The sequence below is a fragment of the Celeribacter baekdonensis genome, from assembly GCF_900102315.1.
Classification (GTDB): Bacteria; Pseudomonadota; Alphaproteobacteria; order Rhodobacterales; family Rhodobacteraceae; genus Celeribacter; species Celeribacter baekdonensis.
Genome location: NZ_FNBL01000018.1, coordinates 45,999 through 69,231, shown reverse-complemented (window position 1 = coordinate 69,231; position 23,233 = coordinate 45,999). Strand labels below are relative to the sequence as shown.

The following is a 23,233-nucleotide window of genomic DNA, read 5'->3' as shown; positions in this document are numbered from 1 at the left end:
ACGCGATTTGGCAGTCACATTTACCTCGAAGAGGTTTGCCTGCGACCTTCGCTCTCCCACACTCCCTACAGATCGCCCCCCACACACCTCTGAGGACGTCTTTCACCACAAAGGGTTCCGCCCTGAGGTCGATCAGCCGGGATTTCCCCGCCGCAATCGAACATCCGAGATCTCCACGGTTTCCGGCTGCCTCGAACGACCCTTCATCCCATCGACACCTTCCAGCCTGTAACCGGCGGAGCAATACTCGGCCACGGTAGCGGCGGCATTGTGTTGTCGCAGGCGGCGTAAAAGTCGTCCACTTTTGCCCTTTCGGTATTCGGGAGGGCTTGGGGATAGCCGTTAGCTCATAAGCAAGTCTAGTCAGTCCGCACCCCACACAAGTTGCAATAAAGTCATTTCCGCCCGGATCTCTCAGATTCACCGGATCATTTGCGGAATAGGCGAACCTGTTCAACCCGACGCCTTGCTGGGTTGGATCGAACCAATCGGGCTGGATGAACATGCCGAGGCGGGGGTCATAGTAGCGGGCGTTGAGGTATTGCAGGCCTGCGTCGGCGTCGAAACGCTCGCAGGTGTTGCCCTTGGTCTCGTCGGCGCGGGTGAGGCTGAGCATTTCGTCAAAAGCCTCACCAAACGGCGCGTAGGTGGAGGTTTTGACCAGGCTGCCGTCTGCTGCGGTGATCAGTTTGACGGAGCCGAGCTGGTCCTTTCTTGATTGTTACGCAATCTCTGTTCCTTGGAACTGAACAAATCCCGTAGAGCAGTATGCACATGACCACAATCAACTGTTTTTATTTAATAGCCGGATATTCTTGAAACTGAAACTTAGCCCATCACCTTCGACATCAAACATGTCGAAACGAGGACCATCCCAACCGTCGTGGTGCACCTCCATTCGCGGAGACCCAACCTGAGTTCGTCCTTTTCCTAGACTTGGGGCCGCGACGTCAACCACACTTGCAAATAAAAATGTATACCTTTTTGAGTGGTTGTCGGGACCGCTCACGCATAGACTCAAATCATATCCATAGCTTTCCGCGTCCCATGAGAGGGAAAATCTGTCGATATAGAAATCATCTATTTCTCCAGAGTTAATAAGTTCCATTGCGACCGTTGTATTCATTCCTTTTACCCCTTCATTACATCGCACTAATTCGATATTTTATCGTCTTGCTTGTTTATGCGAGTTTCTCTGCCTTTAGGACCGTATCTAGGACCATATTCCCTTTCATGTGAATGGGGGTTGCTGTGGTCTGAGGGATAGCCGTGATCAGTATGGTCAGTACGGTAAACTTGCCTGCCATATTGATCATATTCGGCATCAGAAACTTCAAGCTCTCCTGTGCGAGGATTATATTTCTCATGTTGTATATGTGTAATTCCTGGCTCAACTTGATCTGGAGCGTTCCCTCTCCACATCTCATCTGCTTGTGTTTATGCTGGCTGAGTAGGATCAAGCCAATCGGGCGGGATGAACAGGCCGAGGCGGGGGTCATAGTAGCGGGCGTTGAGGTATTGCAGCCCTGCGTCGGCGTCGAAACGCTCGCAGGTGTTGCCCTTGGTCTCGTCGGCGCGGGTGAGGCTGAGCATCTCGTCAAAAGCCTCACCATAGGGCGCGTAGGTCGAGCGTTTGACCAGTGTGCCGTCTGCTGCGGTGATCAGTTTGACCGAGCCAAGTTGGTCCTTGTGCAGGTATTCAACCTTGCCCATTTCACGAGGCAAGAAGACATACTGTCAGGCAGGTCACGACCGCCGACCGGCGGCTTTGGAACAGTCGATGGCGCTATTGAAACTCGAACCCGAGCAGATCTTCCTTGGTATGAATAGTCTCACATAAATCGCGACGGTAGGCTCGTATACCATAACATGCATCAATGATCGTTTCTTTCAACACAAGCTCTTCGGACCAATCAGCGTTATCAAACCGCTCAAATGCAACTTTTTTCAAATACTCCAATCTCTCTTGCGACTTAGTCTCAAAGGTTAATCCTGAGAAATAGCTCATCGCCCGGATGCAGACGTTATCTTCTTCCTCCCAAGGCCAAACTTGGGAGCTGCGCTATCAGGACGTCGCGGGCCTTGTCGACATCTATCACGCCCCGGAGGAAGTCCTCACCGCACTCGGGATCGATGCGGAGGTTTTTTTGCGCGGCGTGAAGAGATGCTGTCGAACTGGCCCAATGGCAGCCGCGCGGCGAGCTTGGAGCAGTCCATGGCGCTCTTAGAGCTCGATCCCGCGTTGCGACCAGTTTTGACCCAAGCTTCCGGGCGCGCACAGATCAATCCGGCGACAATGCCTGTGGAATTGTTAGAGGCTTTGGCGGGTGTGGATGGGGCGAAGGGACGGGCGAAGCAGCCGGAGGTGGTGGAGATAGTTCTGCGGCCTCAACATATGAAATAATTCCTATACCTACCTCTATATTAAGCCTCATAAAGCGCATAGAAATCGCGTTTATTGAAACTTAAATCCGAGTAAATCTTCCTTGGTATGAATCGTCTGACGCAATCTTCGGTAGTTAGTTCGCACCCCATAGCATGCGCTAATAACTATATCCTTCAGAAAGTCATCGTCGGTTATTTCCATACTGCCATACAGATCAAACGCAATTTTTTTCAGGAAATTCAAGCGTTCTTGAGACTTTGTATCAAATGTTAAGGTCGCGAAATATATGATTGCTGCGGTACAGACAGTCGCCTCTTCCTCCCAAGGCCATTCCTGCATAACGGCTCTCAATTCCGGTTCGAAATAACGTGCGGAATGCCAGTAATTACAGACCGCCGTGATCGCGGCTGCCGCTCTCTGATCGAAAATGTCATTCTCGCGAAAATATTCAAATGCCGTTCGGTAGCGTTGCAGGCCCTGATCGTCACAGTCAAACAGCAAGGCATAAGCGTATAAGCCGGCGTCAAATTGGTGCTCCAAGTCTCCCCAAAACATGTCACGGACCAGAGCTCTATCTTCCTCGGAAATGTCCCGATCAGATTTGCGGGCCTGCCAAATGTAATTCAAACGTGTTTCGATATCCATTAGTCCAAGGCATCCTTTACTTTCTCAGCTGCTTCCCGCGCCGCGTCAAGGGTATCCTGAACTCGCTGTGCATGTTGTCGAGCATCATTGATAGCTTCTTGGATAATTTCTCTGTCCTTCCCTGTGATCCTTGGATCATCAAGCAATTTTTCAAGGCGATATGCGCCCTTTTTCAAACCGTCAATACCTTGTGTGACTTCTTTAACGTGGTCTCGTAACTTTCCAGCACGATCACGGACCTGTATCCCCATGCTCTCTTTCACCGCGCCCATGATGTCATCTGCGCCGAGCTGATTAAGTCCGCCGGTAATTTCGCGCTGAGCACGAGTAAATGTTTGAGCGTTTTTTCCCTTGATAGCCAGGCCAGCAAGCCGGGTGCTGCTTCGTTTTACCGCATAACCCGCCTTGGCGATACGCCCAATATTCAAAGCTGCCGTTGCCCCTCCGGGCACTCCAGGAATTGCGGTTGCTGATACATCTGCGGCAACGCCTATTCCGTCAAAAAGAGCTGCGCCATAATTGCCAGCTGCAATATTCCTTCCGAAGCTTGCTGCGCCAAATAATGCATTAAACGCATCCCATACAGTTTCAACAGCATTCCCACTCGGATCCCTCAGATTCACCGGATCATTTGCGGAGTAGCTGTACCTATTCAGCCCGACCCCCGGCTGCGTCGGATCGAGCCAATCGGGTTGAATGAACAGCCCCAACCTCGGGTCGTAATACCGTGCATTGAGGTATTGCAGCCCTGCGTCGGCGTCATAGCGTTCGCCGATGAAGCCCTTGGTCTCATCCGCGCGGGTGAGGCTGAGCATTTCGTCAAAAGCCTCACCAAAGGGCGCGTAGGTGGAGGTTTTGACCAGCGTGCCATCCGCCGCGGTGACCAGTTTGACGGAGCCGAGCTGGTCCTTGTGCAGGTAGTGCACCACACCGTTTTCACGCCGCGCGTTCGGGTGTTGGTAGCTCAGAACGGTTTCGCCGGTGCCGGTCCCGAAGTCGCGGATTTCGATCGGGCCAAAGTAGACCGTTTTGGCCTCTGTCGGCGCGCCGCTGTCTTCGGTTTTGAACGCGCGCGATCCATCGGGCCAGTAGCCATAGGCCGTGGTCTGCCCCGAGGCGGTGACGCTCAGCGGGCGGTTTTCGCCATCATAGACCATAGTCCGGCCGTCAAACGAGCGGATCATGTTGCCATTGGCGTCATAGGTCAGGCTGACATAGGTTCCGTTCAGAAATATAAGCCCCTTCGGCGCATGCGTCGGGAATATGTTCGTGTTTGGTTGCGACAAAATCTCGTTGGGGTCGCGCCAGCACTAAATCGTATGCAAAGATCTCTCGTTTTAAGAAGAATCTCCCATGTTTTTTGCTATCAGCCATATCTTTTCGAATTCAGCCTTTGAAATGATTTCTGAATGAAACTCATTTTTAGAATCCCAAATATCTTTAGCATGAGGAAATTTTTCTTGCGGAAGATACACGCCATTAGTGCCATCAGTTTGTTCAACTGAAGAATAGCCTAATCGGCCATCCCAGAGTTTTTCAACACTTCTTAGTGCAAATAAATCATCACCAATTTCACAATATTGCACGTGACATCTTGGGTCAAATTTCTGCGTGAAGACGCCTTTCAGATAGTACATTGACTTACTCCAAGTTGTTTGGGCCTGCGGCCACAATTCTCCCTGCCAAAGGAAGGGGAGCATCATTTGGAATAACGTAGACGTGAGGACGTCCATTCACAACGGGTAGCCCAGTTATATCTATAGCGACAAAATTCTTGAACTTTTGCCCTTGAAATCGGTTTCGGATAAACGTTTGAGACAGTGAGGCATTCGATCTAGTGCCTGGTATGATATCGGTCACATATTGCCCATTTCCATACCGTGCGTCTTTGGGATTGGCCGCAATCGTCGAGGGCAATAGTGATTGAGAGGACAAAATCCCTGCCAAACCCGCATCGTCTGTGTAATGATAAAATATCGTTTTCCCTCGAAGAGAAAAGTTATCTATATCTGTCATCGCGGTAGGAATTTCAGCTGCCGAAACCCCACTAGCCGTTACAGATTGGGTGTGGTGACCCGAATCAAAAACAGAGCTATCAATACCAACTCTCGAACTCCAATGATCTATTCCTAGAAAATGATCCAATTTAGCGCCTGCGTTCGCCATAGCATAGCCCATAGGAGTATTCTCGGGTGTATTCGGCGTTGCGCTAATTTCTGAAAGTGCACCAGCCGTTCCCTTGGAAAGGCCAAGCTTCATTCCATCAGCAACGCTACCCAAAAATTCCCCGATTTCTTTGAATAAATTCCCACCCGGATCGCTTAGATTGACGGGATCGTTAGCGGAATAGGAGTACCTGTTCAACCCGACGCCCGGCTGAATAGGATCAAGCCAATCGGGCTGGATGAACAGGCCGAGGCGGGGGTCGTAGTAGCGGGCGTTGAGGTATTGCAGGCCCGCATCGGCGTCATAGCGTTCGCCGATGAAGCCCTTGGTCTCATCCGCGCGGGTGAGGCTGAGCATTTCGTCAAAAGCCTCACCAAAGGGTGCGTAGCTGGAGGTTTTGACCAGGCTGCCATCCGCCGCAGTGATCAGTTTGACCGAGCCGAGTTGGTCCTTGTGCAGGTATTCCACCGCCCCGTTCACCCGGCGCGCGTCCGCGTTTGATTGATCTTGGGGTGGAGGCGTTCGTGGGGAAATACAGGCTGCGCGGGGTATTGTAGTACCTAGCGGTTAAGTCGCCAACTAAACACCGCGCAAATTAAAAATCGACATGAGGCGAAATTGTTTCTCAACCTCAAGTGTCACCTCACCACTTAATTGTTCAATCGAACACATAGTGCCGCACACATTAAGACTAATGTTAAAATCCAACCTAGAAACCAATGGGATATCAATCTGAACTGATGGAAGAGATACCCTTCCTTTCTTATCATGTGTCGGTAAAATCAGGCCAGATTTGTCATCATTAATAATCGATATTCGTGCACCGTCTGTCAAAGTTTGTATTTCGAGTACATCAACAGAACTCACCACTGAAGGCGTCGTAAATAACGGCCTTCCAAGCCTCGCGGGAAAGAGATATGAAATGCGTTCTTGCCTAAAGATACTTGTCTCAAAGAAAAGTGGCTTTTCAGCAAAGATCTCATATCCGCCTTCATTTCGTGCTCGCAATGTAATCTCAACTTTATGAGACATGCCTGGGTTCAAAAAAATAATTATTAACCCAAATGCAAGTATTCCAGCTAGAGTCTTCATTCTAAATGGCCCCTCTCGTTCCTTATTCCTCGATCATCCCGACGCGCTTCGTTCGCTTGTCGCCTCTGCTCTTGACGTTGTTTTTCTTCTAACTTGGCTCGCTCTGCTTTAGTAAGCGAAACATCTCCATTATAGCCCCATCTAGGATTGAGCAGCCCCAGAAAACGTTCCGTGACGGTTGTCGGATCCTTTATTGGGTGCGTACCTAAGGCTATGTGTGGCGCAACATCTGCAACTGCATGTTTAAGAGGTTCCGTATCTGGTAATCCAAAATTAGCGGTTCCTTGATTAACAAAGTCATCCACACGGTTTCCATTTTGATCATAAATTACCTCACCGCCATCTTGTGTCGTAAATTTCTCATTGAACAAAGGAGAAGGGCCATTTGGCTGCATGCCGATCTGATACGCATTCGCGGGTACAGGATCTCCAAGAGCATATTCGCCTTGTGCAACACGTACTTCAAATTCGCTCATTGTGGTGGGAAAATCGTATCCGTTATTTCGTGCATAATGCTCCGCTTTGGTTGGATAGTTAGCCGTTAGCTCATAAGCAAGTCTAGTCAGTCCGCACCCCACACAAGTTGCAATAAAGTCATTCCCGCCCGGATCCCTCAGATTCACGGGATCGTTTGCGGAATAGGCGAACCTGTTCAACCCGACGCCTTGCTGGGTTGGATCGAACCAATCGGGCTGGATGAACAGCCCCAACCTCGGATCGTAATACCGCGCGTTGAGATATTGCAGGCCGGCGCCGGTCGACTGGTCCCATCCTCCCTGCGCAGCAATTCCGCTGATACGGCCTATGCGCGATTGATCGACCTCGGGGTGGAGCCGTTTGTTGTGAAAGACCTACTGCGCTGACTGTTGTAAAGAAGGTGGAAATTGTGCAGAACCCAAAATACTCTGAGTTAGAGCACCGTAGCTACAGCACATAATTTAGTTCCTTCAAGTAGCTCGATTTCTTGTCCCTTCTCCAGCAGGTATTGTGGCGCACTCTCGACCAGAAAGTTACCCATCGCTTTGATCGGTTCAGCGGCAGTTCCATCTTGCTCAAAAGTCACGACAAAACTCCATGTATCCTCTTCATGATTTTGTTTTACATGCGGCAGGCGACAAACCGTTGAGTACACTTGCCCTTTTTTAACACTGCGGTTGACCCCAGCATTCCAGCGAAACAACATAGGCACTACTTTCATCGGATTCCTCTCTTCTATAAACTTAATAATTGCAGGAGGAATTTCCGACGTGCGGGCAAAATATGCAGCTCCAATTCCGTCTAGTCGTTTAAAATATTCGAAACCTTGCACAGCTTTGCTCGGCAATGTCCCTGAAACAACTCTAAACCCTTTCATTCCAGACATACTCTGCCCCCATTTTGCCGCATTTTCTGCGGTTGTTGCGAAGAACTTACCCTCCCAAATGGGGCAGTTGCGCCCGGTTTGTTTGAGCCAAGTAGAATATTTGAAGAATTATTGGGTGGCGGGCGTCGCTTACTGTCTTGATTAGTATTTGAGGCGCCCCCGCTATCAGAGCTATCTGCACCTCGAAACAAATCCTTAAAATCATCCCAATCATTGTACCAAGCATTCCCATTCGGATCGCTTAGATTCACGGGATCATTCGCGGAATATGCGAACCGATTTGTCCCGACGCCTGGCTGGGTTGGATCAAGCCAGTCGGGCTGGATGAACAGCCCCAACCTTGGGTCGTAATACCGCGCGTTGAGGTATTGCTGGCCTGCGTCGGCGCGGGTGGGGTCGAGGACCTAGTCCGTGGCCTCGCCATAGGGTGCGTAGGTGCCGCGTGTGATGAGGAACCATTTTCACTCAGAGAGGTGACCAGCACATTTGGCACAAATGGGTCCAAAACTACTTGAAAGTATAGGCTCCTCTAATCACCAGGATACAGACGAGCATCAAAAAATAGGTCTTCATCCCCATATCTGACAATACTTCAATCAGCGACACGTTCGAAGATTGAGGTAAAAATGCGTCTTGACAAATCCATGCAGAAACCACCGATACAATGAGTATAGCGACCCAACTCACAAGAACAGTTCGCGTATTCAAATAAATTGCACCAAACCCGACCGCTAAACCCGAGTAAAGAAGCCCCGCCCCAAGAGCCCTAACAATGGTGTTCCACGAAAGTGATCCACGCCAAAATGCGTCCGCACATGATGCCAAGCACGCAAACACAAGGAAAATTGTTACCCATTTCCATTTTATCCGTTCAGGTGACTTCATTTGTCATCACTCTTATCGTCTTTTGTGTCCGTTTCTTCGCTTTCATTCTTATCGTCTTTCATTTCTCTTCGAGCAGCCTCGATGCCAGCTTTATTCCACCTTCCCGTTCACCCGGCGCGCGTCCGCGTTTGATTGATCTTGGGGTGGAGGCGTTCGTGGAGAAAGACGTTCTGCGCGGGGTATTGTCACAGGAGTTGGAGATTGTGGCCTGTGAGGCGTGTGGTGGAGCGGGTTGTGAGGCCTGCGAGGGGAGTGGGGCGAAGGGGCGGCGGTTGCGGGCCTATCTAATTAGCAACGCAGTTCTTTCTTTGTGATATGCGCATCTTCGGCATTCCGCTAATCTGGTGTAGGAAACATCAATTCATGTAGATCGTATTCAAAATCTGCGCCATGTTCACTGCTTGAGATTAAGAGCTCATCATCGCCTTTAACTATGGTCAAGCGGATATCAGCACCGCGCAGGTCTTCGCTAAGAAGAGATGCGCCATCGAGAGCAGCTAATGTAGAGAAAAGGGAGGCCTCTGCAATATACTCCATCAGTAACAGGCAAGTCTGTTGTTGTTCCTCATCTAGTGAAGAGTACCATTTGGATAGCCTGACAAGCCGTGACGCAGGTTTTCTACCCGGCGGATTGCGAAGAGTTTTCTCATAGCTGTCCACTAAACGATCAACACTTTCGTGGCGCAAGTCCATAGCGAAGCGTTCTCTCGTATAGGTCATTGATTTTCACGATTCCGAATTATTTCAAGATACTTGCTTAGAATCGAAACATCGTTTTCTGCCAACCATTGCTTGCGCTTCTCAGGTGTTCGGCGCGCATAAGCACTTAGCCATTTCTGGTAACCAGTACGAAAAAGTTCATATCCCTCAGGCGTAAGATCCTCTACGCGCACGATAAAATCCTCGTCAACAAGGTCATTGTCACCAATAAGAGTTCGTGTTGTTAAGCCTTCTTGATCGAAGAACCTGAACGGCACAACGTGTGTCGCAGACACTTCTTCAATGCTAACAGGATCAGCAACGCCGTTTGTTATTCTCTTTCGATCAAGAAACCATCGAGCGCAGGTTAGTACTCGTTCCGATGTGTTTGTCATATCTTCCTCTACGGTCTTCGCCTTTCTTCGGCAAGATCAGATCCAGTATCACGAAGCTCTCTATCCCGCCTATCACGTATATAGGTACCACCGTTCTCTCGAATACGCTGTTCCTTAGCTATTTGCGCTGTTTTGTCAGCCGTTAAGCTGGTGGTTTCTACTGTCTTTGCAACGGTACCATCTTCTTCAATAACAACATGATCCAAACGTCTTCCCGTACCAGTTTCCGGATCCTTAGCAATTTTACCATCTGAACTCCGAAGGTATTGTTCGTTTTGCACACTGGCTCCGGGATGTTCTGTTCTAAGTTCATCTGCAGTGAGTGCCTCACGCTTCTGACCTGCGATTTGGTTTGGTATACGACAATTATGGACCCAGACCCCATCTCGCCCGACAAAGAAAGTCTCAGTTTGAGTGACGGAGAGGTTGTAGGCCGTGAGCGGTTTATCCACGATCTCGACGGCAAGAACCTCTCGCAATGTTCCATCCGGTCCACGCAGATGATTTCCGGGGCGCAGGTGGGCTGCGTCAACCCAGGCACCACCCTTGATCGGCCCTTCATATACATGCCCCTCGGACGCTTGCGCAATCAAACGGGGTTCGCCATCAGCAAAGACCACGAAGAACGGGTGGATCGTGTTGGAGCTGATCTGCTCGTTCCCGGCCTCACTCGCGTAGGTGATGTACACGGTCTTGTCATAGCTGTTGGAATATTGGTCCAGCACGGTCTGATAGCTGGTCTCACCTGAGACGGGGTCGCCAGACAAAACCGACATGCCTGGACGAATATTCTGGATTTGAACAAAGCCCTCCTGTGTCGCCACAAGCGTCGCACCGTCGAAAGAGCATTTCTTGAGAAGCTTCGCCGCTCCTTTACCAGCGACAGCCGAGATAGCGACGTCGACGGCGACATCTTTTGCGAAGTCGCCCAAAGACATATCACCATTTGTGAGCGCCTGCGCAGTTTGATATGCGTCGTAGACTGTGACCGCGACACTTGCGACTTTGTAGGCTGCAATCAGCAAGGGAACAAAATTCCCATTCGGATCGCTTAGATTGACGGGATCATTGAAGCTGTAGCTATACCGATTTGTCCCCACACCCGGCTGCGTTGGATCAAGCCAATCGGGCTGGATGAACAGCCCCAACCTTGGATCGTAATACCGTGCATTGAGGTATTGCAGGCCAGCGTCGGCATCAAAGCGTTCGCGGGTGTTGCCCTTGGTCTCATCCGCGCGGGTGAGGTCGAGGACCTCGTCAAAAGCCTCACCATAGGGCGCGTAGGTGGCGGTTTTGACCAAGCTGCCGTCTGCTGCGGTGATCAGCTTGACCGAGCCGAGCTGGTCCTTGTGCAGGTATTCCACCGCCCCGTTCACCCGGCGCGCGTCCGCGTTTGATTGATCTTGGGGTGGAGCTTTTCGTTGTTAAAGACGTGCTGCGTGGGGTGCTGTCACAGGAGTTGGAGATTGTGGCCTGTGAGGCGTGTGGCGGGGCTGGATGTGAGGTGTGTGGGGGAAGCGGCACAAAAGGGCTGAGGTTGTTTCGGACTGCGGTGCTAAACAGGTGAAACGCTGCAGCTTTAACTCTTCTCTGAGGGTCCGCAGTTCGACTGGGTTTCGAACTATTCGAAATAGCCTTCTTTAAATATCAAAATACTTTTCGCTGTCTGCGTTTGATCTGTACTTTTGCTTGGAAACCAACCGCATGCTCCCAGTGAGCGCGATATAATCTCTTCTTCATCCTCCACATATTCTGCGGCTGAATCTGTTATAATCTCCCTGAACAGAGAAGGGGTTAGAGCAACAAGATTTGAGCCTCGAAACATTACAGTGCCGGTATCGTCAAACTCGAAAGCTTCCACTTTCTCTTGCGCATCATACAAGACGAAAACACCAAGCCCTGAGAAATGATCTAGGGGGCAGACTGATAAGGGAGTTCGTTTGAAAGAAGTGTATGCGGTACCTAAGATGTTTCGTACAGCGTCCCTATCTGCGCCGAATTCGATATCAACAACTCCTCTGAGCGGCAGGAATTCAAAGATCATAATTTAGCAGTATCCTCCAGTTCATCCGTATAATCCTTCATGCCTTGGATTGCATCATCATATTTGTCTCCAAATTTCTCCTGCAGATCATCTATATCCATCTGTTGCGCAGCTCTGAAATCGCCGCCTTCAATTAGCTCCCTCTGAGCCTCTCTATACTGTCTGGCTTCTCGAGAGCTACCCCAGCTGGCAGTCTCAGAGTGATCAGGCTTTTCCATTTGTATGCCTGGCCCAGAACCGTCACTAAGAGGGGACGCTGAGTTTGATGAGCAATGATGGCATTCAATCCCCCTTGCTTCATTACCCCCTCCTCGAAGCGTGCTAATTTTTCCACCTAAAAATTCAGAGGCTTCATCTGCATTTTTCCCAAGCAAATCGCTGGCAGCATTTTTAGCCGCTTTTGCATCACGCAATGAGACAGGCGATACAACTTCGCTTACCAAGGATACCGTAGCTGCAGCGCGCCGCCCTAAAGATACACTTTTCCCTGTAGCGGTTTTAAAGTCTGCAACCGCTCCGGCAAAAGTTGCCGCAATGTCGCCGCCTTTGATCGCGAGCTTCACAAGCTTTGACGCAAGCCCCCAAGCATTCCCACTCGGATCGCGCAAATTCACCGGATCATTTGCGGAATAGGCGAACCTGTTCAGCCCCACGCCTTGCTGAGTTGGGTCGAGCCAGTCGGGCTGGATGAACATGCCTAGGCGGGGGTCATAGTAGCGGGCGTTGAGGTATTGCAGGCCTGCGTCGGCATCAAAGCGTTCGCGGGTGTTGCCCTTGGTCTCGTCGGCACGGGTCAGGCTGAGCATTTCGTCCGTGGCTTCGCCGAAGGGCGCGTAGGTCGAGCGTTTGACCAGTGTGCCGTCTGCTGCGGTGATCAGTTTGACCGAGCCAAGTTGGTCCTTGTGCAGGTATTCAACCGCCCCGTTCACCCGGCGCGCGTTGGGGTGTTGGTAGGTGAGGATGGTTTCGCCTTCGCCCCAGCCGCATTAAAAACCACCGATTTCCCCAAACTGATCGTTCGAGTAACTCCGCACCCTCGTTTGAGGTTGGAATTGTGCAAACCTCTTAACCCCCCATTGCTCCATCTCTTTGTGGAAATCGGTGATATATTGTCCTTCTCTTAGACCGTTTTCTGTAGGCCCTAGGCCATGAGTACATGCTGTATGGACAGTTAAACTGCTTAGCCCGCTTGGTCTGACATAGATACCAATATCCGTGGCGCAAGCTTTCCCTCTCTGTTCAGGAAAACGGCAAACCACATGGCTCTCCCGTTCAATGCAAGTGCCGCCAATTTCAGGCATTTCTTCAAGAAGAGAAGCTCGCCCGTAACCATATATTTTATCTGCTTCCCCAGAACTATCAAAAATGATCCGTGAGTGAAGATCAGACCGCGCCAAGCACCCAGTTAAAAAGAATAGAAAGAGCGCACCAGAAATCCTAGTCAAACCCATCAATCTGCCCTCTAAAAGCCTCAAGGCTGTGATTTGCAAGTGGATTCCAGCCGGAAACACTTTCATAATAAATATGACGGCCTGGGGAAACCATAGCTGGCAATTTTGACGACATGATCGAAGCACCATTCAAAGCCCCCAAAGGATCGCCATGAACCCTATGTGTTACAATGTTCGTATTTTTTCCCGCGAGGCCGCCATATACTATCGATTTAAAATTTGAAGACAAATGCAATCCTGCTGGGTCAAATGCATGAGCGTATCTGCGGTCTTTGCTTGGAAAGGACAGTGCTGCAGCTGTTGCTAAGCCGCCACCCAAGGAATGACCTGCAAAGGAAAGCCCCTCAGCCCGACTTGCTACTCCTCCGGATGCAGCAACGGCCTGAGCAAGTGCGATCGCTTGATCATATTGTGAGGACCTCCCCACCAAACCTTGGCCCACATTGTCATCCATGTCTGTACCGTCGAAATCATCAGTGCCACGGTAGCCTAATATAATTTCGCCAGTTTTAACATCGAGATACGCTCGTGCGTAAAAACCTGTCTTAGGGTCATCCCAAACTAGACCTTCCCCAAAACGTTCCTTTCTTTCCTCTTCAGTGAGCCTTTTTATGTGATTAGGCAGTTCATGGTTGTCATGATCTTCACTATAGGAATCAGCCGAAACTTTAGCACCGACTCCAGCTGACGCATTCCCACTCGGATCGCGCAAATTCACCGGATCATTTGCGGAATAGGCGAACCTGTTCAGCCCGACGCCCGGCTGAGTAGGATCAAGCCAATCGGGCTGGATGAACAACCCCAACCTCGGGTCATAGTAGCGGGCGTTGAGGTATTGCAGGCCTGCGTCGGCGTCGAAGCGTGCGGGGTGTGACCTGCCCCCCGCTGGTCCCTCATTCGTAACGAGAGTCTGCGGGTTTGGTTTTGATAGTCATAGGTTTCGGTTTGGGCAAGCGGCTAAAGGCACCGTGTCTGTCAGTCGGCTATTCTGCTAAGGATTCGATCAATAAGCCCTGCTGGTTCGGGAGGAATTGCAGCGTCTAGGATATTGAACTCAGGAACATCATCTAACTGACTTCCGAGTGCATACTGGCACCATACCCTGTAGTCAGTACGCCCAAGAATAATTTGAAATCTTGCCGACAGGTTATCTGTCGCGCAGCTCAGGTGGAAATAGACTTGATCAAGTTCAGGTTTGTTAGGGCTTGCGCTTATTATTTGCTCATCAATATAAGTGTGCGAAAAACATATTCCAATTGCTAACGGTGTATCATCTATCGGCGATTGTCCTGTTTCGTCCGTTAATCCTGATGGATCGCACTTGGGTAAATTTCCAGTCTCTACCCAACTTTCAACCATCAGTCGTTGTTGATCTGGAAACCGAGAGATCTGGAGATATGAAACAGCTGTATCGGTTGCAAGCAGGGCAGCCAGAATAAATCCGATACTGTATAATAACTTCATACGTGTCATATTGCTCAATAATTCCCCCAAGCGCGGAAGCTATAACTTCTGTTTGTTTCAGTAATGATGTTTGCGTCATTGTACATAGATGTTGGACCATTTGCCCACAGTCCGTTAGGACCTTGTTCGTTTGGCCGACCAGCAGCTACGCCAATTGCGAAGTTGACAGCTCGCTGCCTGAACTTGTCCTTCCGGCCCCTTCCTCCCAGGGCATCACGTGCAAACTCGTATCGCTGTCCGACAACTGATGCCGTAGCGTCTTCTATGGAATACCCACCGTTTCCATCAACCGATACTGTGCCTGTGACATCAACGAGAAAATCTCCATAAATTCTTCCAGCTTCTGTAAACACCTTATTTGGCAAGCTCACACCAATTCCCAATCCCTTGATAGTAAAAGCGGCTGGTTTGCCTGAAAGGTTTGCCTCTTGCATAGCGCGGTTTAGATCGCTTATTTGGTAGGCGTCCCCGTTTGCAGAGATATAGCTTTGTAAAGCGCTGCCGATATTAAGAAGCTCATCGAGCTTTAGATCTTTGGGATCCAGAACATAGGTATCTCTACCGTCATAAATAGAAGCGTCGGCAACTCCATCCTCGGACTGTCGGGCGTCCGCAGTTTTGCTTGGGTTGTCCCAATCACCTTCGCAGTTGGAATCATTTGTACAATTCCCATTCGGGTCGCTGAGGTTCACCGGATCATTAAAGCTGTAGCTGTACCGATTTGTGCCGACGCCTTGCTGTGTTGGATTGAGCCAGTCGGGCTGGATGAACAGGCCGAGGCGGGGGTCATAGTAGCGGGCATTGAGGTATTGCAGCCCTGCGTCGGCGTCGAAACGCTCGCCGATGAAGCCCTTGGTCTCGTCGGCACGGGTGAGGCTGAGCATCTCGTCAAAAGCCTCACCAAAGGGCGCGTAGGTGGAGGTTTTGACCAGCGTGCCATCCGCTGCGGTGATCAGTTTGATCGAGCCGAGTTGGTCCTTGTGCAGGTATTCCACCGCCCCGTTCACCCGGCGCGCGTTGGGGTGTTGGTAGGTGAGGATGGTTTCGCCTGTGCCGGTGCCAAAATCACGGATTTCGACCGGGCCGAAGTAGACGGTTTTGGCCTCTGTCGGCGCGCCGCTGTCTTCGGTTTTGAACGCGCGCGATCCATCGGGCCAGTAGCCATAGGCCGTGGTCTGCCCCGAGGCGGTGACGCTCAGCGGGCGGTTTTCACCGTCATAGGCCATGGTGCGCCCATCGAACGAGGTGAGCATATTGCCGTTGGCGTCACACTCAATGTCTCGACAGAAAACACTCTATCTTAGAAAAGCCTGTTCAGAAATGAAGTCCAAAATGCCTTTCCCTTGAATTTCAACCAGTTCACCATCGGGATTAAAATAGAACACTTTCTCATCGCCCAATTTATTAAACATATACCATCCACCACTTTGGTCATCGTTAAACACTAGGAAGCCTGACGGCAGAATCTGAGCCCACTTCTGGTTTTGCTTAACTAAACTGTACTCACTGGCCGCATCTGCTGAGAAAAACTCAGAAGCACCGAATTCTCCACCACCAAATTGCGATAAGAAAAACTTATAACTATCAGGAAGTACTGCAGAAAGTTCGCTTTCGACGCGTGAGATATTTTCGTCATCAGCGAATTCATCGGATGACCTCATTTCCAACATCATCGGCTTTCTCTCAAAAAAGTCTGTCGCTGCTTTGATAAACTCACTTCTTTGCATCTGCTTCCCCCTAGTCATCGTAAACTTCATCCGGATACTTTTCGTCCGCGTCTTTTTCCCTCGCTCTGTACCAACAGTGCGTTTTTCTGTCACTGTCTCTCATTTGTGGTGTGACACCTTGATTGTTTCTATTCCTATGAGCATCTCGTCAAAAGCCTCATCAAACGGCGCGTAGCTGGAGGTTTTGACCAGGCTGCCGTCTGCTGCGGTGATCAGTTTTATTGTGTTGTTTCTATCCGTAGTTGATTGGCGTTAATCAGCAAATTCCCAAAAAGAACGCGTTCCGCCATGCTCTTCGCAAACACTCAGCAATTCCGCCTCAATTTGAGAAATTGCGTCAGCGGTCATTGGTAGAACTATGTCATAACGATAATATACCGTCTTTTGTGGTTCAGTGTGTGTAACGCTTCCGTGGAAGGCTTTTCTTTTGAATTGGCACCGCATCTCAGAAGAACACTTAAAAACATCGTCTTTTGATGGCATTTCAATAAAAAATGCGACTTCTTTTTCAGACGATATGTCAACACCATCCGCCGCAAATCTTGCCAAGACAGCTGCATTTTCTGGTTGGAGACGCTTCTTTAGCTCAACGATCCTGTTCTTCATATTTTTTCCCCCCGGTGAGTTTATGCGATTATGATTATCTTCGTTCTCTTTTCCCCCATCCGCTTCAAGGCGTTCATGTTCATCCTTAAAGGCTTCAAAGGCTTCAAAGGCTTCAAAGGCTTCTCGATGGCTATCCGCAGAGGTCCAGTCGATATCAGCTTCAGCGACCTCATAACCGTGTTCACGGGCTGACTGTTTCGCGCGACTATAATCACCTTTCCCATGGTGGCGAGTGCCATCCGGGAATCTCAAAGTATAACTAAGGTAGCCAGCCGTCCTTGGCCTCCAAGTGAAAGGCAAACTTCTGTATGTTCGTCATTTGGGTTTGCCCTCAATTCCCTTCATCATCCGAACTACGCTCACTTTGACGTCTGGAATTCTCTTCCGAAGTTTTTTCTGTGGAGTGCAGTCACAGGAGTTGGTGATTGTGCCTTGTGACGCTTGCGGTGGGGCGGGCAAAGGTTGCGGTTAGAGCCATTGAGATCTATGAGCTAAATTTCTACAAAAGCATGCCCGCGTGAAGTGTCCACTACGCTGTTCGACTTTTATTTCTTTTGGAAATTCGCTCCCAAACATATTCCGACAAGAGTGACGAACAAAGACCGCCCCACACAAGGGGAGCACCAACAAAAATCGAAGTCCTGACCCAAACCAGAACATCAAAATCAGCTTCGATAAGCTCCACGTGAACAAAGAGACCTAGCCACGAAATGAAAGTGCCCAAACGAACAACGGCCCTTCGCCTTACATTCAGTTTGCGAGATAACAAAATCGTAATGATGGATATGATGCCGTAGAGAGCGAATAAGTATGCCAGGAGCACCAAAGCACAGGAGTATTTGTAATAGTGCCAAACTCCATCGCCCGGGGGAATGTCGTTTGAAAATGGATCCGAGATATTAAAGCCAAAGATAAAAATGATTGCAATGAACGGCGCCAAAAAGATATCGACCAAAGCTAAAGTCAATAATCGCTGTAAAAACCGCCATAGTCCTCTCAACGACATCTTCGTTTTTTTACTTTGTTCTCTCATTTAGTCACTGCCTCAGATTGTCTTTTCTGGCGTCTCGGGCAGCCCTTCTGGCCTCACGATCAGATTGTCGCGCGAAATCACTATCGCGCCCAAGTTCGTCACGCACTTTGCCAAAGTCTCCAAATATTGCCTGTCACGGCGAGAAAACTCCCAACAAGTTTCCCCATGCCTCCTGCAATATTCATTTTAGCATTCAATTTGTCTACAAGTGCTTGAGCGCCGACAGGATCTTTTGCAAATAGGCTGTCCAAGTGTTTTTGAACGTAATTCTGTTCCATCCGGATCATTTTTGAATCAAGCTTTGGGCAGGACAATGTTTCCATGCCATTCAGAATATCAGAGAAAGCCGCCGAATTTTTCTGTTCAAGCCCCGCACTTATACTTTCCATAAAGTCATAGTCGCTCCTATTAATCGATGAATAACCCAAGTGCAGTGGTTTCATTCTGGTGTTGTAGGTGGCGAATACCCTTTCGAAACCCAAACAGTTTCAAGCGGACAGTCTGGGTATACCCATGATGACCAATTTTCTTTCAGCCAATCAGAACTGATCCAATGCTCACCAGCTTCAACTGGCAAATTCACTAGAATTAAGCCTCCTTTATGGCCAGTCGTCACCATGAGCGACATTCCTCCATTTTCTTGGAAAGTCTCAGCAACCATTAGATCTACATATTCTTCATGAGGCCAAACGCCCTTAAGGCGAATGATTGTACCATGGGCTAAGCGTGCAGATGGCTCAAGGTGAAGCAAGGGTTCAAAGCTCAAACTCATCATTCAGTCCTTATGTCATGCCTACCGCTTTATCCGTTTTCTCTTGCGGCGGTAGTGGAGTGTCAACCTCATCGACATGTCTTTCACGCTTGTCTAACATCTTTAGTCTACCATGCTGGCTATGCAGCCGACGGACAGCGGCCACGAGGACACCGTTAGCCGTTTGCGTAACCGGGCCAGCCCCGCGCGCATAGGTGAGCTACTCCCCATCGGTTGGACAGGATCTGTCGTAAATTAAGCCATGATTTGCAGTCTGCTGATCTTCGACGAGAAGGAGATCAGAGATGTCGAAACGCAAACAACATGCGCCCGAGTTCAAGGCCAAGCTCGTGCTGGAATCCCTGAAGAGTGAGGAGACCGCGATTGAAACGTCACAGTTCCGATACTTTGGATTTAAGAAAAGCTTCACAATTTTTGAGCAGTTTTTTAGAGGCAAAAATAAATATGAAGACATAAGTTATCGCCATAAGGCAGGAGCAAACAAGCATAAGAAGGCTATCCGACCACAAACCTCCTTCAACCTTCACCATAATTGCGGCACAGGTCCAACCAACGATAAAGTATAGCATCACCTCTGCAAAATAGGCTGTCGGCTGTACGCGTAGTTCAGGATTTTCTTCATCCGTTATATAGGCAGTGTGCCGGCTCATACGGAGAAGAAACATTTCAAATGAAACTGAGTGGATGTGCTGGCGCAATATATGATTGAGTTGCACGTTGCCCACCCCCAACAACCGTGGGTCAATATTCCTCAGAGGTTTTGAGTACCTTCCCAAGATACGATTTACTTTGCACTTAACCCGCAAGAAACGACTTCTCATTTATCGATCTCACTCATCATCTTGCTTCTGCTCTTCTGCGACTCTTCTACTCACCTGCTCTTGTCGCTTCAAGCCAGTCGGGCTGGATGAACAGCCCCAACCTCGGATCGTAATACCGCGCGTTGAGGTTGAAGCAGGATCAGAAAAGGCTGCACGGTGACATTGGTTGCGAAACGCGCTTGGGGCTCACACAAACGCTAGTCATTTCCATCATTGATGGACCATCCGGCTTCTAGCCTTGCTTGGCGCACCTTTTTTTTAAACTCTTCAAGCTCGTCTGCGCTTGAATAAGTTTCGTTGTGAAAGACCAAATCTTCGACAAAATGGGTAAAGCTATCCGACAATGCATGGATTGCGTGGCGAAGCGGCTCCGAGCTTTCATGTTCGACATCTTCTGGCTGGAAAACGCTAACGCCTTTTGTCTTCAAATCCAAAAGGAGTAAGCTACCAGTCGAAGTGTCTGCAAAAACAAAGTATCTATCAAGGCTCATAGAAAACTCATCTAAGTCATAATACTTAGAAAGTCTGAAGCCTTCTTGTAATCGCGCATGCTCTGGACCTTGATGCAACCCCAGCATGTGATGAACGTCGCCATCTACGTCCGGCTCGCTTTTTGACACAAAATCCCTGCGAGAAAATTTTCCACCATTATGGTGAAGCAAGTAGTGACGGTAATCATCAGGAAGCACGAAGCGATTTAGCTTCTCAAACGCTAACACGTTTTCAAGGGTTACAGCTCCGTAAGGATTAGAGTTAACAACAAAATTTTTACTCATTTTACCAGGTCCTGTTGACGTTCATCGGAGCTGAATGATTGTTGCCGCGAGTGAGATGAAAGCGGCGAAGCTCTGATCTGTTTTACATGACCGCATGGCGATGCCCCTGTACTCTTTGAGCTTCCATGTTGCGACTAAGCACGCACCCAATACTCGTTTATCTTCCGCGTCAATTTGGTCGTCAATTATAAAAAGAATGCTTCGCCCCCCGAGTATAAACCATTTTACTTTATGGCGAAGGCTTGGGATGCAAAGCGACAACTCACATTCATCTAATGCTTGGCCACCCCGGAAACGCTCAAATGCGAGCGCGACAGCCCTTTCGCTACGATGGTCAAGTGGGCCAAAACCGTCTTCTTCTAAAATATCTAGATCATTTTCTACTGCAAAATAATTCATCTAACTTCGCCCGCTCGACTGATATGATCGTTTTCACGTTGCGCAAAATTTCGAAGTGCATCGGCAGCCTGTTCCAGAGTCGCATCATCCATCTTTCTGGCCATTGCCTCACCTCCCGCGATTGCGGTCAGGCTGTCGTCTTGATAAGCTGATTGTGCAGAAAGATTTGCATTGCCGTTGAGGTGGGTGGCCGCCCCCTCAGCAGTTTTTCTTTGGTCGGATTGCCCCGTGGATGGGTTTGACAAACAGCGACCAAGCCTTTGATGTTTGGCAGCCGGTTTGACATTTTGTTCTGAGTTAACTTCGTGAAAAATCTTATTTAGTTCTGGATTAAAAATCCTCGTGTCGGTGGTTCCTTGCAGCCCTTGGGCACCAAACACGTTTCCTTGAAAACGTGCAGACCGTCCCCGAAATTGGCCCATGGCCTTTGGGCGCGTTCGACCTTAGTTGGATCGGGTGCACCATTTAAATCCCATAGCATCTCAGAACTCGGGCAGCACAGGCGTGTCATCCGGCACCTCCACCACAATTCAGCTTTGCGCGTCTTTGTTGCCAAGTCGCGCAAAAAGACATGTTTTGCGGTGGGATCAGCGTTAACCCCATTGAAACACTCCCAGAAATAGACGAGTCTGAGAGGGTATTTCTTAAACAGTCACCGGCAGGCACCACATGTACGCGTATGACGAGACACTGACGGTTCACGGTATAAAAGTGGCCTTTGTCACCGACATCATCACCCCAACGATCGAAAAACCCATGCGAAAGGGCAAATACGAAAAGGGGGAGGTTGAGATCATGCGGGCCATTTTGCAGCCCGGAGATCGGCTTTTGGAACTTGGTGCCGGTGTCGGAGTGGTGTCAAGCGCGGCGGCCTCTGTTAAGGGGGTCGAGGCGGTTTTGTCGATTGAGGCCGACCCGAACCTTGTGCCGATGATCAAAGAAACCTGGCGGCTTAATGGCATTGAAATCGCTGAGCTGCGCAATGGCGTGGCGATGGCAAAGGCCGGCGATCCGGTGAAATTTTACATCCGCGACAATTATTGGGCCAGTTCAATGGAGCCGGATTCGCGGCCTTATTCGCGCATCGCAGACGTGCCCTCAGCGGGTATGGACGAGCTGTTCCAAGAGTTCCGCCCCACCGTATTGTCCTGTGACATCGAAGGCGGGGAACTTGGGCTTTTGGATGAGGTGGACCTGTCCGGGCTGCGCCATATCGTGATGGAAGTGCATCCAAAGGTCTATGGCCAAGAGGGGCTGCGCAAGATCGTTGAAATGCTTGGAGCCAAAGGGTTTTTACCCTCTCCCGACACCAAACCCGACTCGTCGGTCAAACGCTTTGATCGCGTCTTGGTCGAGGGGCAAATGATCGCAGGAGCGGCCCTGCCTCGGCGGCCATACCGGCCTTGGGGGGCTGAGGCCCCGCGCATTCTGATCCCGACCTGCATGAAAAACGAAGGCCCCTTTATCCTTGAATGGATCGCGTGGCATCGCGCCGTTGGGGTCACGGATTTTCTGGTGTTCACCAATGATTGCACCGATGGTACGGACAAGTTGCTCGACCGGCTCGATGACATGGGGATTGTGCGGCATATGGCCAACCCGGCTCTGGGATCGGATACGGCGAATTTCCAACCCGTGGCCCTGCGCTATTTGCCTTACACCCGCGAAATGCGGGAGGCCGATTACGTTATCTCCATGGATGTGGACGAGTTTATCAACATCCGTGTGGGTGAGGGTCGCTTAGAGGATTTGTTTGCTGCCGCCGGGGAATTCGACGTGTTGTCGATGTCCGAAATCAATCACGGCTCCAACAACAAGCTGGCCTACGAACGCAAATGGGTGACCGAAGCCTATCCGGGTCATCAGTCCACCACACCGGGCAAACAAAAAGCGCACCGCGGCGTCAAAAGCATCACCCGCCTCAGCCCCCGCGTCAATGCGATCCGCAATCACCGCCCGGACATTTCACAAAACTTGGGTCAGGCAATTTGGCGCGATGGGTCGGGACGCGCGCGCCCTGGCTTTCTCAAAGACCCGGAGATGAACGGGTGGGATTGTCGCGGGGCCTATGATCTTGTGTCCCTGGATCATTTCCCGCTGCGCTCACTGGAGTGTTTTCTGGTTAAAATGCATCGTGGGGACGTGGTTGTGGCCGACAAAAGCGTCTCCAACCGCTATTGGCGCACACGCAACTATCATGGCGAAACCAGCTCTGATCTCACCCGGTTTGGTGCGCTGGCCCGCAAGGAATATGACCGCCTCCTGTCTGATCCTGCATTGGCAAGCCTGCACGAAGCCTGCTGCACGGCGCATGAAGCACGGATCGCTTCACTCGCGGGTGTTAAGGAATTTGAAGATCGCAAAAAATGGATTTTCAGCGAGGCGTGGGACGCAGAGGTCCCCGAAGCCTATCGTCAACCGACCGCAGACGCCGCCGAGTAAGCCACAGTTCAGAAGAGATGCGCGCGGGGGCCCCAAGCGACTTGAACCGGACTGCTTTGCTGGGCAT

At 50.1% G+C, this 23,233-nt stretch carries 29 protein-coding genes and 3 pseudogenes; 3 read left to right on the top strand and 29 right to left on the bottom strand.

Annotated elements, in window-relative coordinates; translation table 11 throughout:
• Nucleotides 1–460: 460 nt before the first annotated feature.
• The 11 genes and pseudogenes from BLT54_RS23160 to BLT54_RS23155 form a co-directional block, all read right to left on the bottom strand.
• Nucleotides 461–616, bottom strand: a pseudogene (locus BLT54_RS23160) (RHS repeat-associated core domain-containing protein); the annotation flags it as partial.
• Nucleotides 617–784: 168 nt separating this feature from the next.
• On the bottom strand, nt 785–1,126 hold the full coding sequence (locus tag BLT54_RS20140; protein ID WP_143026901.1) for a hypothetical protein: 342 nt from the start codon (nt 1,124–1,126) through the stop codon (nt 785–787).
• 311 nt (nt 1,127–1,437) lie between these two features.
• The gene (locus tag BLT54_RS20130) at nt 1,438–1,725 is read right to left on the bottom strand and encodes an RHS repeat domain-containing protein (protein ID WP_143026900.1); all 288 of its coding nucleotides are present in this window, start codon (nt 1,723–1,725) and stop codon (nt 1,438–1,440) included.
• A 730-nt stretch (nt 1,726–2,455) separates the two neighbouring features.
• Nucleotides 2,456–3,031, bottom strand: coding sequence for a hypothetical protein (locus BLT54_RS20115; protein WP_074647232.1), 576 nt, complete (start codon nt 3,029–3,031; stop codon nt 2,456–2,458).
• A complete protein-coding gene (locus tag BLT54_RS20110; RefSeq protein WP_143026899.1) occupies nt 3,031–4,317 on the bottom strand; it encodes an RHS repeat domain-containing protein in 1,287 nt (428 codons plus the stop codon). Before BLT54_RS20110 ends, BLT54_RS20115 begins: the two co-directional genes overlap by 1 nt.
• 51 nt (nt 4,318–4,368) lie before the next feature.
• On the bottom strand, nt 4,369–4,668 hold the full coding sequence (locus BLT54_RS22370; protein ID WP_143026898.1) for a DUF6881 domain-containing protein: 300 nt from the start codon (nt 4,666–4,668) through the stop codon (nt 4,369–4,371).
• Between the two features lie 4 nt (nt 4,669–4,672).
• On the bottom strand, nt 4,673–5,665 hold the full coding sequence (locus tag BLT54_RS22030) for an HYD1 signature containing ADP-ribosyltransferase family protein (RefSeq protein WP_143026897.1): 993 nt from the start codon (nt 5,663–5,665) through the stop codon (nt 4,673–4,675).
• 111 nt (nt 5,666–5,776) lie between these two features.
• A complete protein-coding gene (locus BLT54_RS20095) occupies nt 5,777–6,289 on the bottom strand; it encodes a hypothetical protein (RefSeq protein WP_074647228.1) in 513 nt (170 codons plus the stop codon).
• Entirely contained in the window at nt 6,286–7,035 is a 750-nt protein-coding gene (locus BLT54_RS20090; RefSeq protein ID WP_281241917.1) for an RHS repeat-associated core domain-containing protein, read from the bottom strand. Before BLT54_RS20090 ends, BLT54_RS20095 begins: the two co-directional genes overlap by 4 nt.
• Nucleotides 7,036–7,199: 164 nt before the next feature.
• On the bottom strand, nt 7,200–7,652 hold the full coding sequence (locus tag BLT54_RS22365; protein ID WP_143026896.1) for a hypothetical protein: 453 nt from the start codon (nt 7,650–7,652) through the stop codon (nt 7,200–7,202).
• Nucleotides 7,640–8,023: pseudogene (locus tag BLT54_RS23155) on the bottom strand (RHS repeat-associated core domain-containing protein); the annotation flags it as partial. The pseudogene BLT54_RS23155 and the gene BLT54_RS22365, both read right to left, overlap by 13 nt.
• Before the next feature lie 444 nt (nt 8,024–8,467).
• Here BLT54_RS23155 and BLT54_RS20075 point away from each other — a divergent pair.
• Nucleotides 8,468–8,851, top strand: coding sequence for a hypothetical protein (locus tag BLT54_RS20075; RefSeq protein ID WP_074647220.1), 384 nt, complete (start codon nt 8,468–8,470; stop codon nt 8,849–8,851).
• Between the two features lie 22 nt (nt 8,852–8,873).
• On the opposite strand, the gene BLT54_RS20070 is transcribed toward BLT54_RS20075, so the two are convergent.
• The 15 genes and pseudogenes from BLT54_RS20070 to imm45 all read right to left on the bottom strand — a co-directional run bounded on the left by BLT54_RS20070 (nt 8,874) and on the right by imm45 (nt 18,728).
• A complete protein-coding gene (locus BLT54_RS20070) occupies nt 8,874–9,257 on the bottom strand; it encodes a hypothetical protein (protein ID WP_143026895.1) in 384 nt (127 codons plus the stop codon).
• Nucleotides 9,254–9,631 carry a pseudouridine synthase family protein gene (locus BLT54_RS20065; protein ID WP_074647214.1) on the bottom strand — a complete coding sequence of 126 codons (378 nt, stop codon included), beginning with the start codon at nt 9,629–9,631 and terminating at the stop codon, nt 9,254–9,256. The genes BLT54_RS20070 and BLT54_RS20065 overlap by 4 nt, the downstream gene beginning before the upstream one ends.
• Before the next feature lie 8 nt (nt 9,632–9,639).
• A complete protein-coding gene (locus BLT54_RS20060; protein ID WP_176832934.1) occupies nt 9,640–10,995 on the bottom strand; it encodes a polymorphic toxin-type HINT domain-containing protein in 1,356 nt (451 codons plus the stop codon).
• A gap of 257 nt (nt 10,996–11,252) precedes the next feature.
• Nucleotides 11,253–11,675, bottom strand: coding sequence for a hypothetical protein (locus BLT54_RS20055; protein ID WP_074647209.1), 423 nt, complete (start codon nt 11,673–11,675; stop codon nt 11,253–11,255).
• Nucleotides 11,672–12,604 (bottom strand): RHS repeat domain-containing protein, encoded by a 933-nt coding sequence (locus BLT54_RS20050; protein ID WP_074647207.1) that lies wholly within the window; start codon nt 12,602–12,604, stop codon nt 11,672–11,674. The genes BLT54_RS20055 and BLT54_RS20050 overlap by 4 nt, the downstream gene beginning before the upstream one ends.
• Before the next feature lie 57 nt (nt 12,605–12,661).
• A complete protein-coding gene (locus BLT54_RS22360) occupies nt 12,662–13,126 on the bottom strand; it encodes a hypothetical protein (protein ID WP_143026894.1) in 465 nt (154 codons plus the stop codon).
• On the bottom strand, nt 13,113–13,844 hold the full coding sequence (locus BLT54_RS20045) for a Tle-like phospholipase domain-containing protein (RefSeq protein WP_483862388.1): 732 nt from the start codon (nt 13,842–13,844) through the stop codon (nt 13,113–13,115). Before BLT54_RS20045 ends, BLT54_RS22360 begins: the two co-directional genes overlap by 14 nt.
• Nucleotides 13,833–13,976 (bottom strand): annotated as a pseudogene (locus tag BLT54_RS23190) (RHS repeat-associated core domain-containing protein); the annotation flags it as partial. The pseudogene BLT54_RS23190 and the gene BLT54_RS20045, both read right to left, overlap by 12 nt.
• 125 nt (nt 13,977–14,101) lie before the next feature.
• Nucleotides 14,102–14,599, bottom strand: a complete 498-nt coding sequence (locus BLT54_RS22355; protein ID WP_143026893.1) for a hypothetical protein — start codon at nt 14,597–14,599, stop codon at nt 14,102–14,104.
• 5 nt (nt 14,600–14,604) lie between these two features.
• Entirely contained in the window at nt 14,605–15,816 is a 1,212-nt protein-coding gene (locus BLT54_RS20040; protein ID WP_176832933.1) for an RHS repeat-associated core domain-containing protein, read from the bottom strand.
• Nucleotides 15,817–15,885: 69 nt separating this feature from the next.
• Complete coding sequence (locus tag BLT54_RS20035) at nt 15,886–16,410, bottom strand: SMI1/KNR4 family protein (protein WP_143026892.1); 525 nt, start codon at nt 16,408–16,410, stop codon at nt 15,886–15,888.
• Between the two features lie 159 nt (nt 16,411–16,569).
• Nucleotides 16,570–17,175, bottom strand: a complete 606-nt coding sequence (locus BLT54_RS22350; RefSeq protein ID WP_143026891.1) for a ribonuclease E inhibitor RraB — start codon at nt 17,173–17,175, stop codon at nt 16,570–16,572.
• A 277-nt stretch (nt 17,176–17,452) separates the two neighbouring features.
• Nucleotides 17,453–17,956, bottom strand: coding sequence for a hypothetical protein (locus BLT54_RS20020; RefSeq protein WP_074647191.1), 504 nt, complete (start codon nt 17,954–17,956; stop codon nt 17,453–17,455).
• Between the two features lie 98 nt (nt 17,957–18,054).
• Nucleotides 18,055–18,345 carry a hypothetical protein gene (locus BLT54_RS20015; RefSeq protein WP_218129414.1) on the bottom strand — a complete coding sequence of 97 codons (291 nt, stop codon included), beginning with the start codon at nt 18,343–18,345 and terminating at the stop codon, nt 18,055–18,057.
• A gap of 50 nt (nt 18,346–18,395) precedes the next feature.
• Nucleotides 18,396–18,728 (bottom strand): Imm45 family immunity protein, encoded by a 333-nt coding sequence (imm45, locus tag BLT54_RS20010; RefSeq protein WP_074647186.1) that lies wholly within the window; start codon nt 18,726–18,728, stop codon nt 18,396–18,398.
• Between the two features lie 284 nt (nt 18,729–19,012).
• On the opposite strand from imm45, the gene BLT54_RS20005 reads away from it, so the two are divergent.
• Nucleotides 19,013–19,294, top strand: a complete 282-nt coding sequence (locus BLT54_RS20005; protein ID WP_074647183.1) for a hypothetical protein — start codon at nt 19,013–19,015, stop codon at nt 19,292–19,294.
• A 452-nt stretch (nt 19,295–19,746) separates the two neighbouring features.
• On the opposite strand, the gene BLT54_RS20000 is transcribed toward BLT54_RS20005, so the two are convergent.
• From BLT54_RS20000 to BLT54_RS19990, 3 genes are read right to left on the bottom strand one after another with little or no spacing between them, the layout of a single operon-like run.
• A complete protein-coding gene (locus BLT54_RS20000) occupies nt 19,747–20,325 on the bottom strand; it encodes an SMI1/KNR4 family protein (protein WP_074647180.1) in 579 nt (192 codons plus the stop codon).
• 21 nt (nt 20,326–20,346) lie between these two features.
• Nucleotides 20,347–20,724: a hypothetical protein gene (locus BLT54_RS19995; protein ID WP_074647177.1), complete on the bottom strand. Its 378-nt coding sequence runs from the start codon at nt 20,722–20,724 to the stop codon at nt 20,347–20,349.
• The gene (locus tag BLT54_RS19990) at nt 20,721–21,104 is read right to left on the bottom strand and encodes a hypothetical protein (protein WP_218129413.1); all 384 of its coding nucleotides are present in this window, start codon (nt 21,102–21,104) and stop codon (nt 20,721–20,723) included. Before BLT54_RS19990 ends, BLT54_RS19995 begins: the two co-directional genes overlap by 4 nt.
• Nucleotides 21,105–21,393: 289 nt before the next feature.
• Between BLT54_RS19990 and BLT54_RS19985 the strand changes: the two genes are divergently transcribed.
• Nucleotides 21,394–23,166, top strand: coding sequence for an FkbM family methyltransferase (locus BLT54_RS19985; RefSeq protein ID WP_074647172.1), 1,773 nt, complete (start codon nt 21,394–21,396; stop codon nt 23,164–23,166).
• The last annotated feature ends 67 nt before the right edge of the window (nt 23,167–23,233 follow it).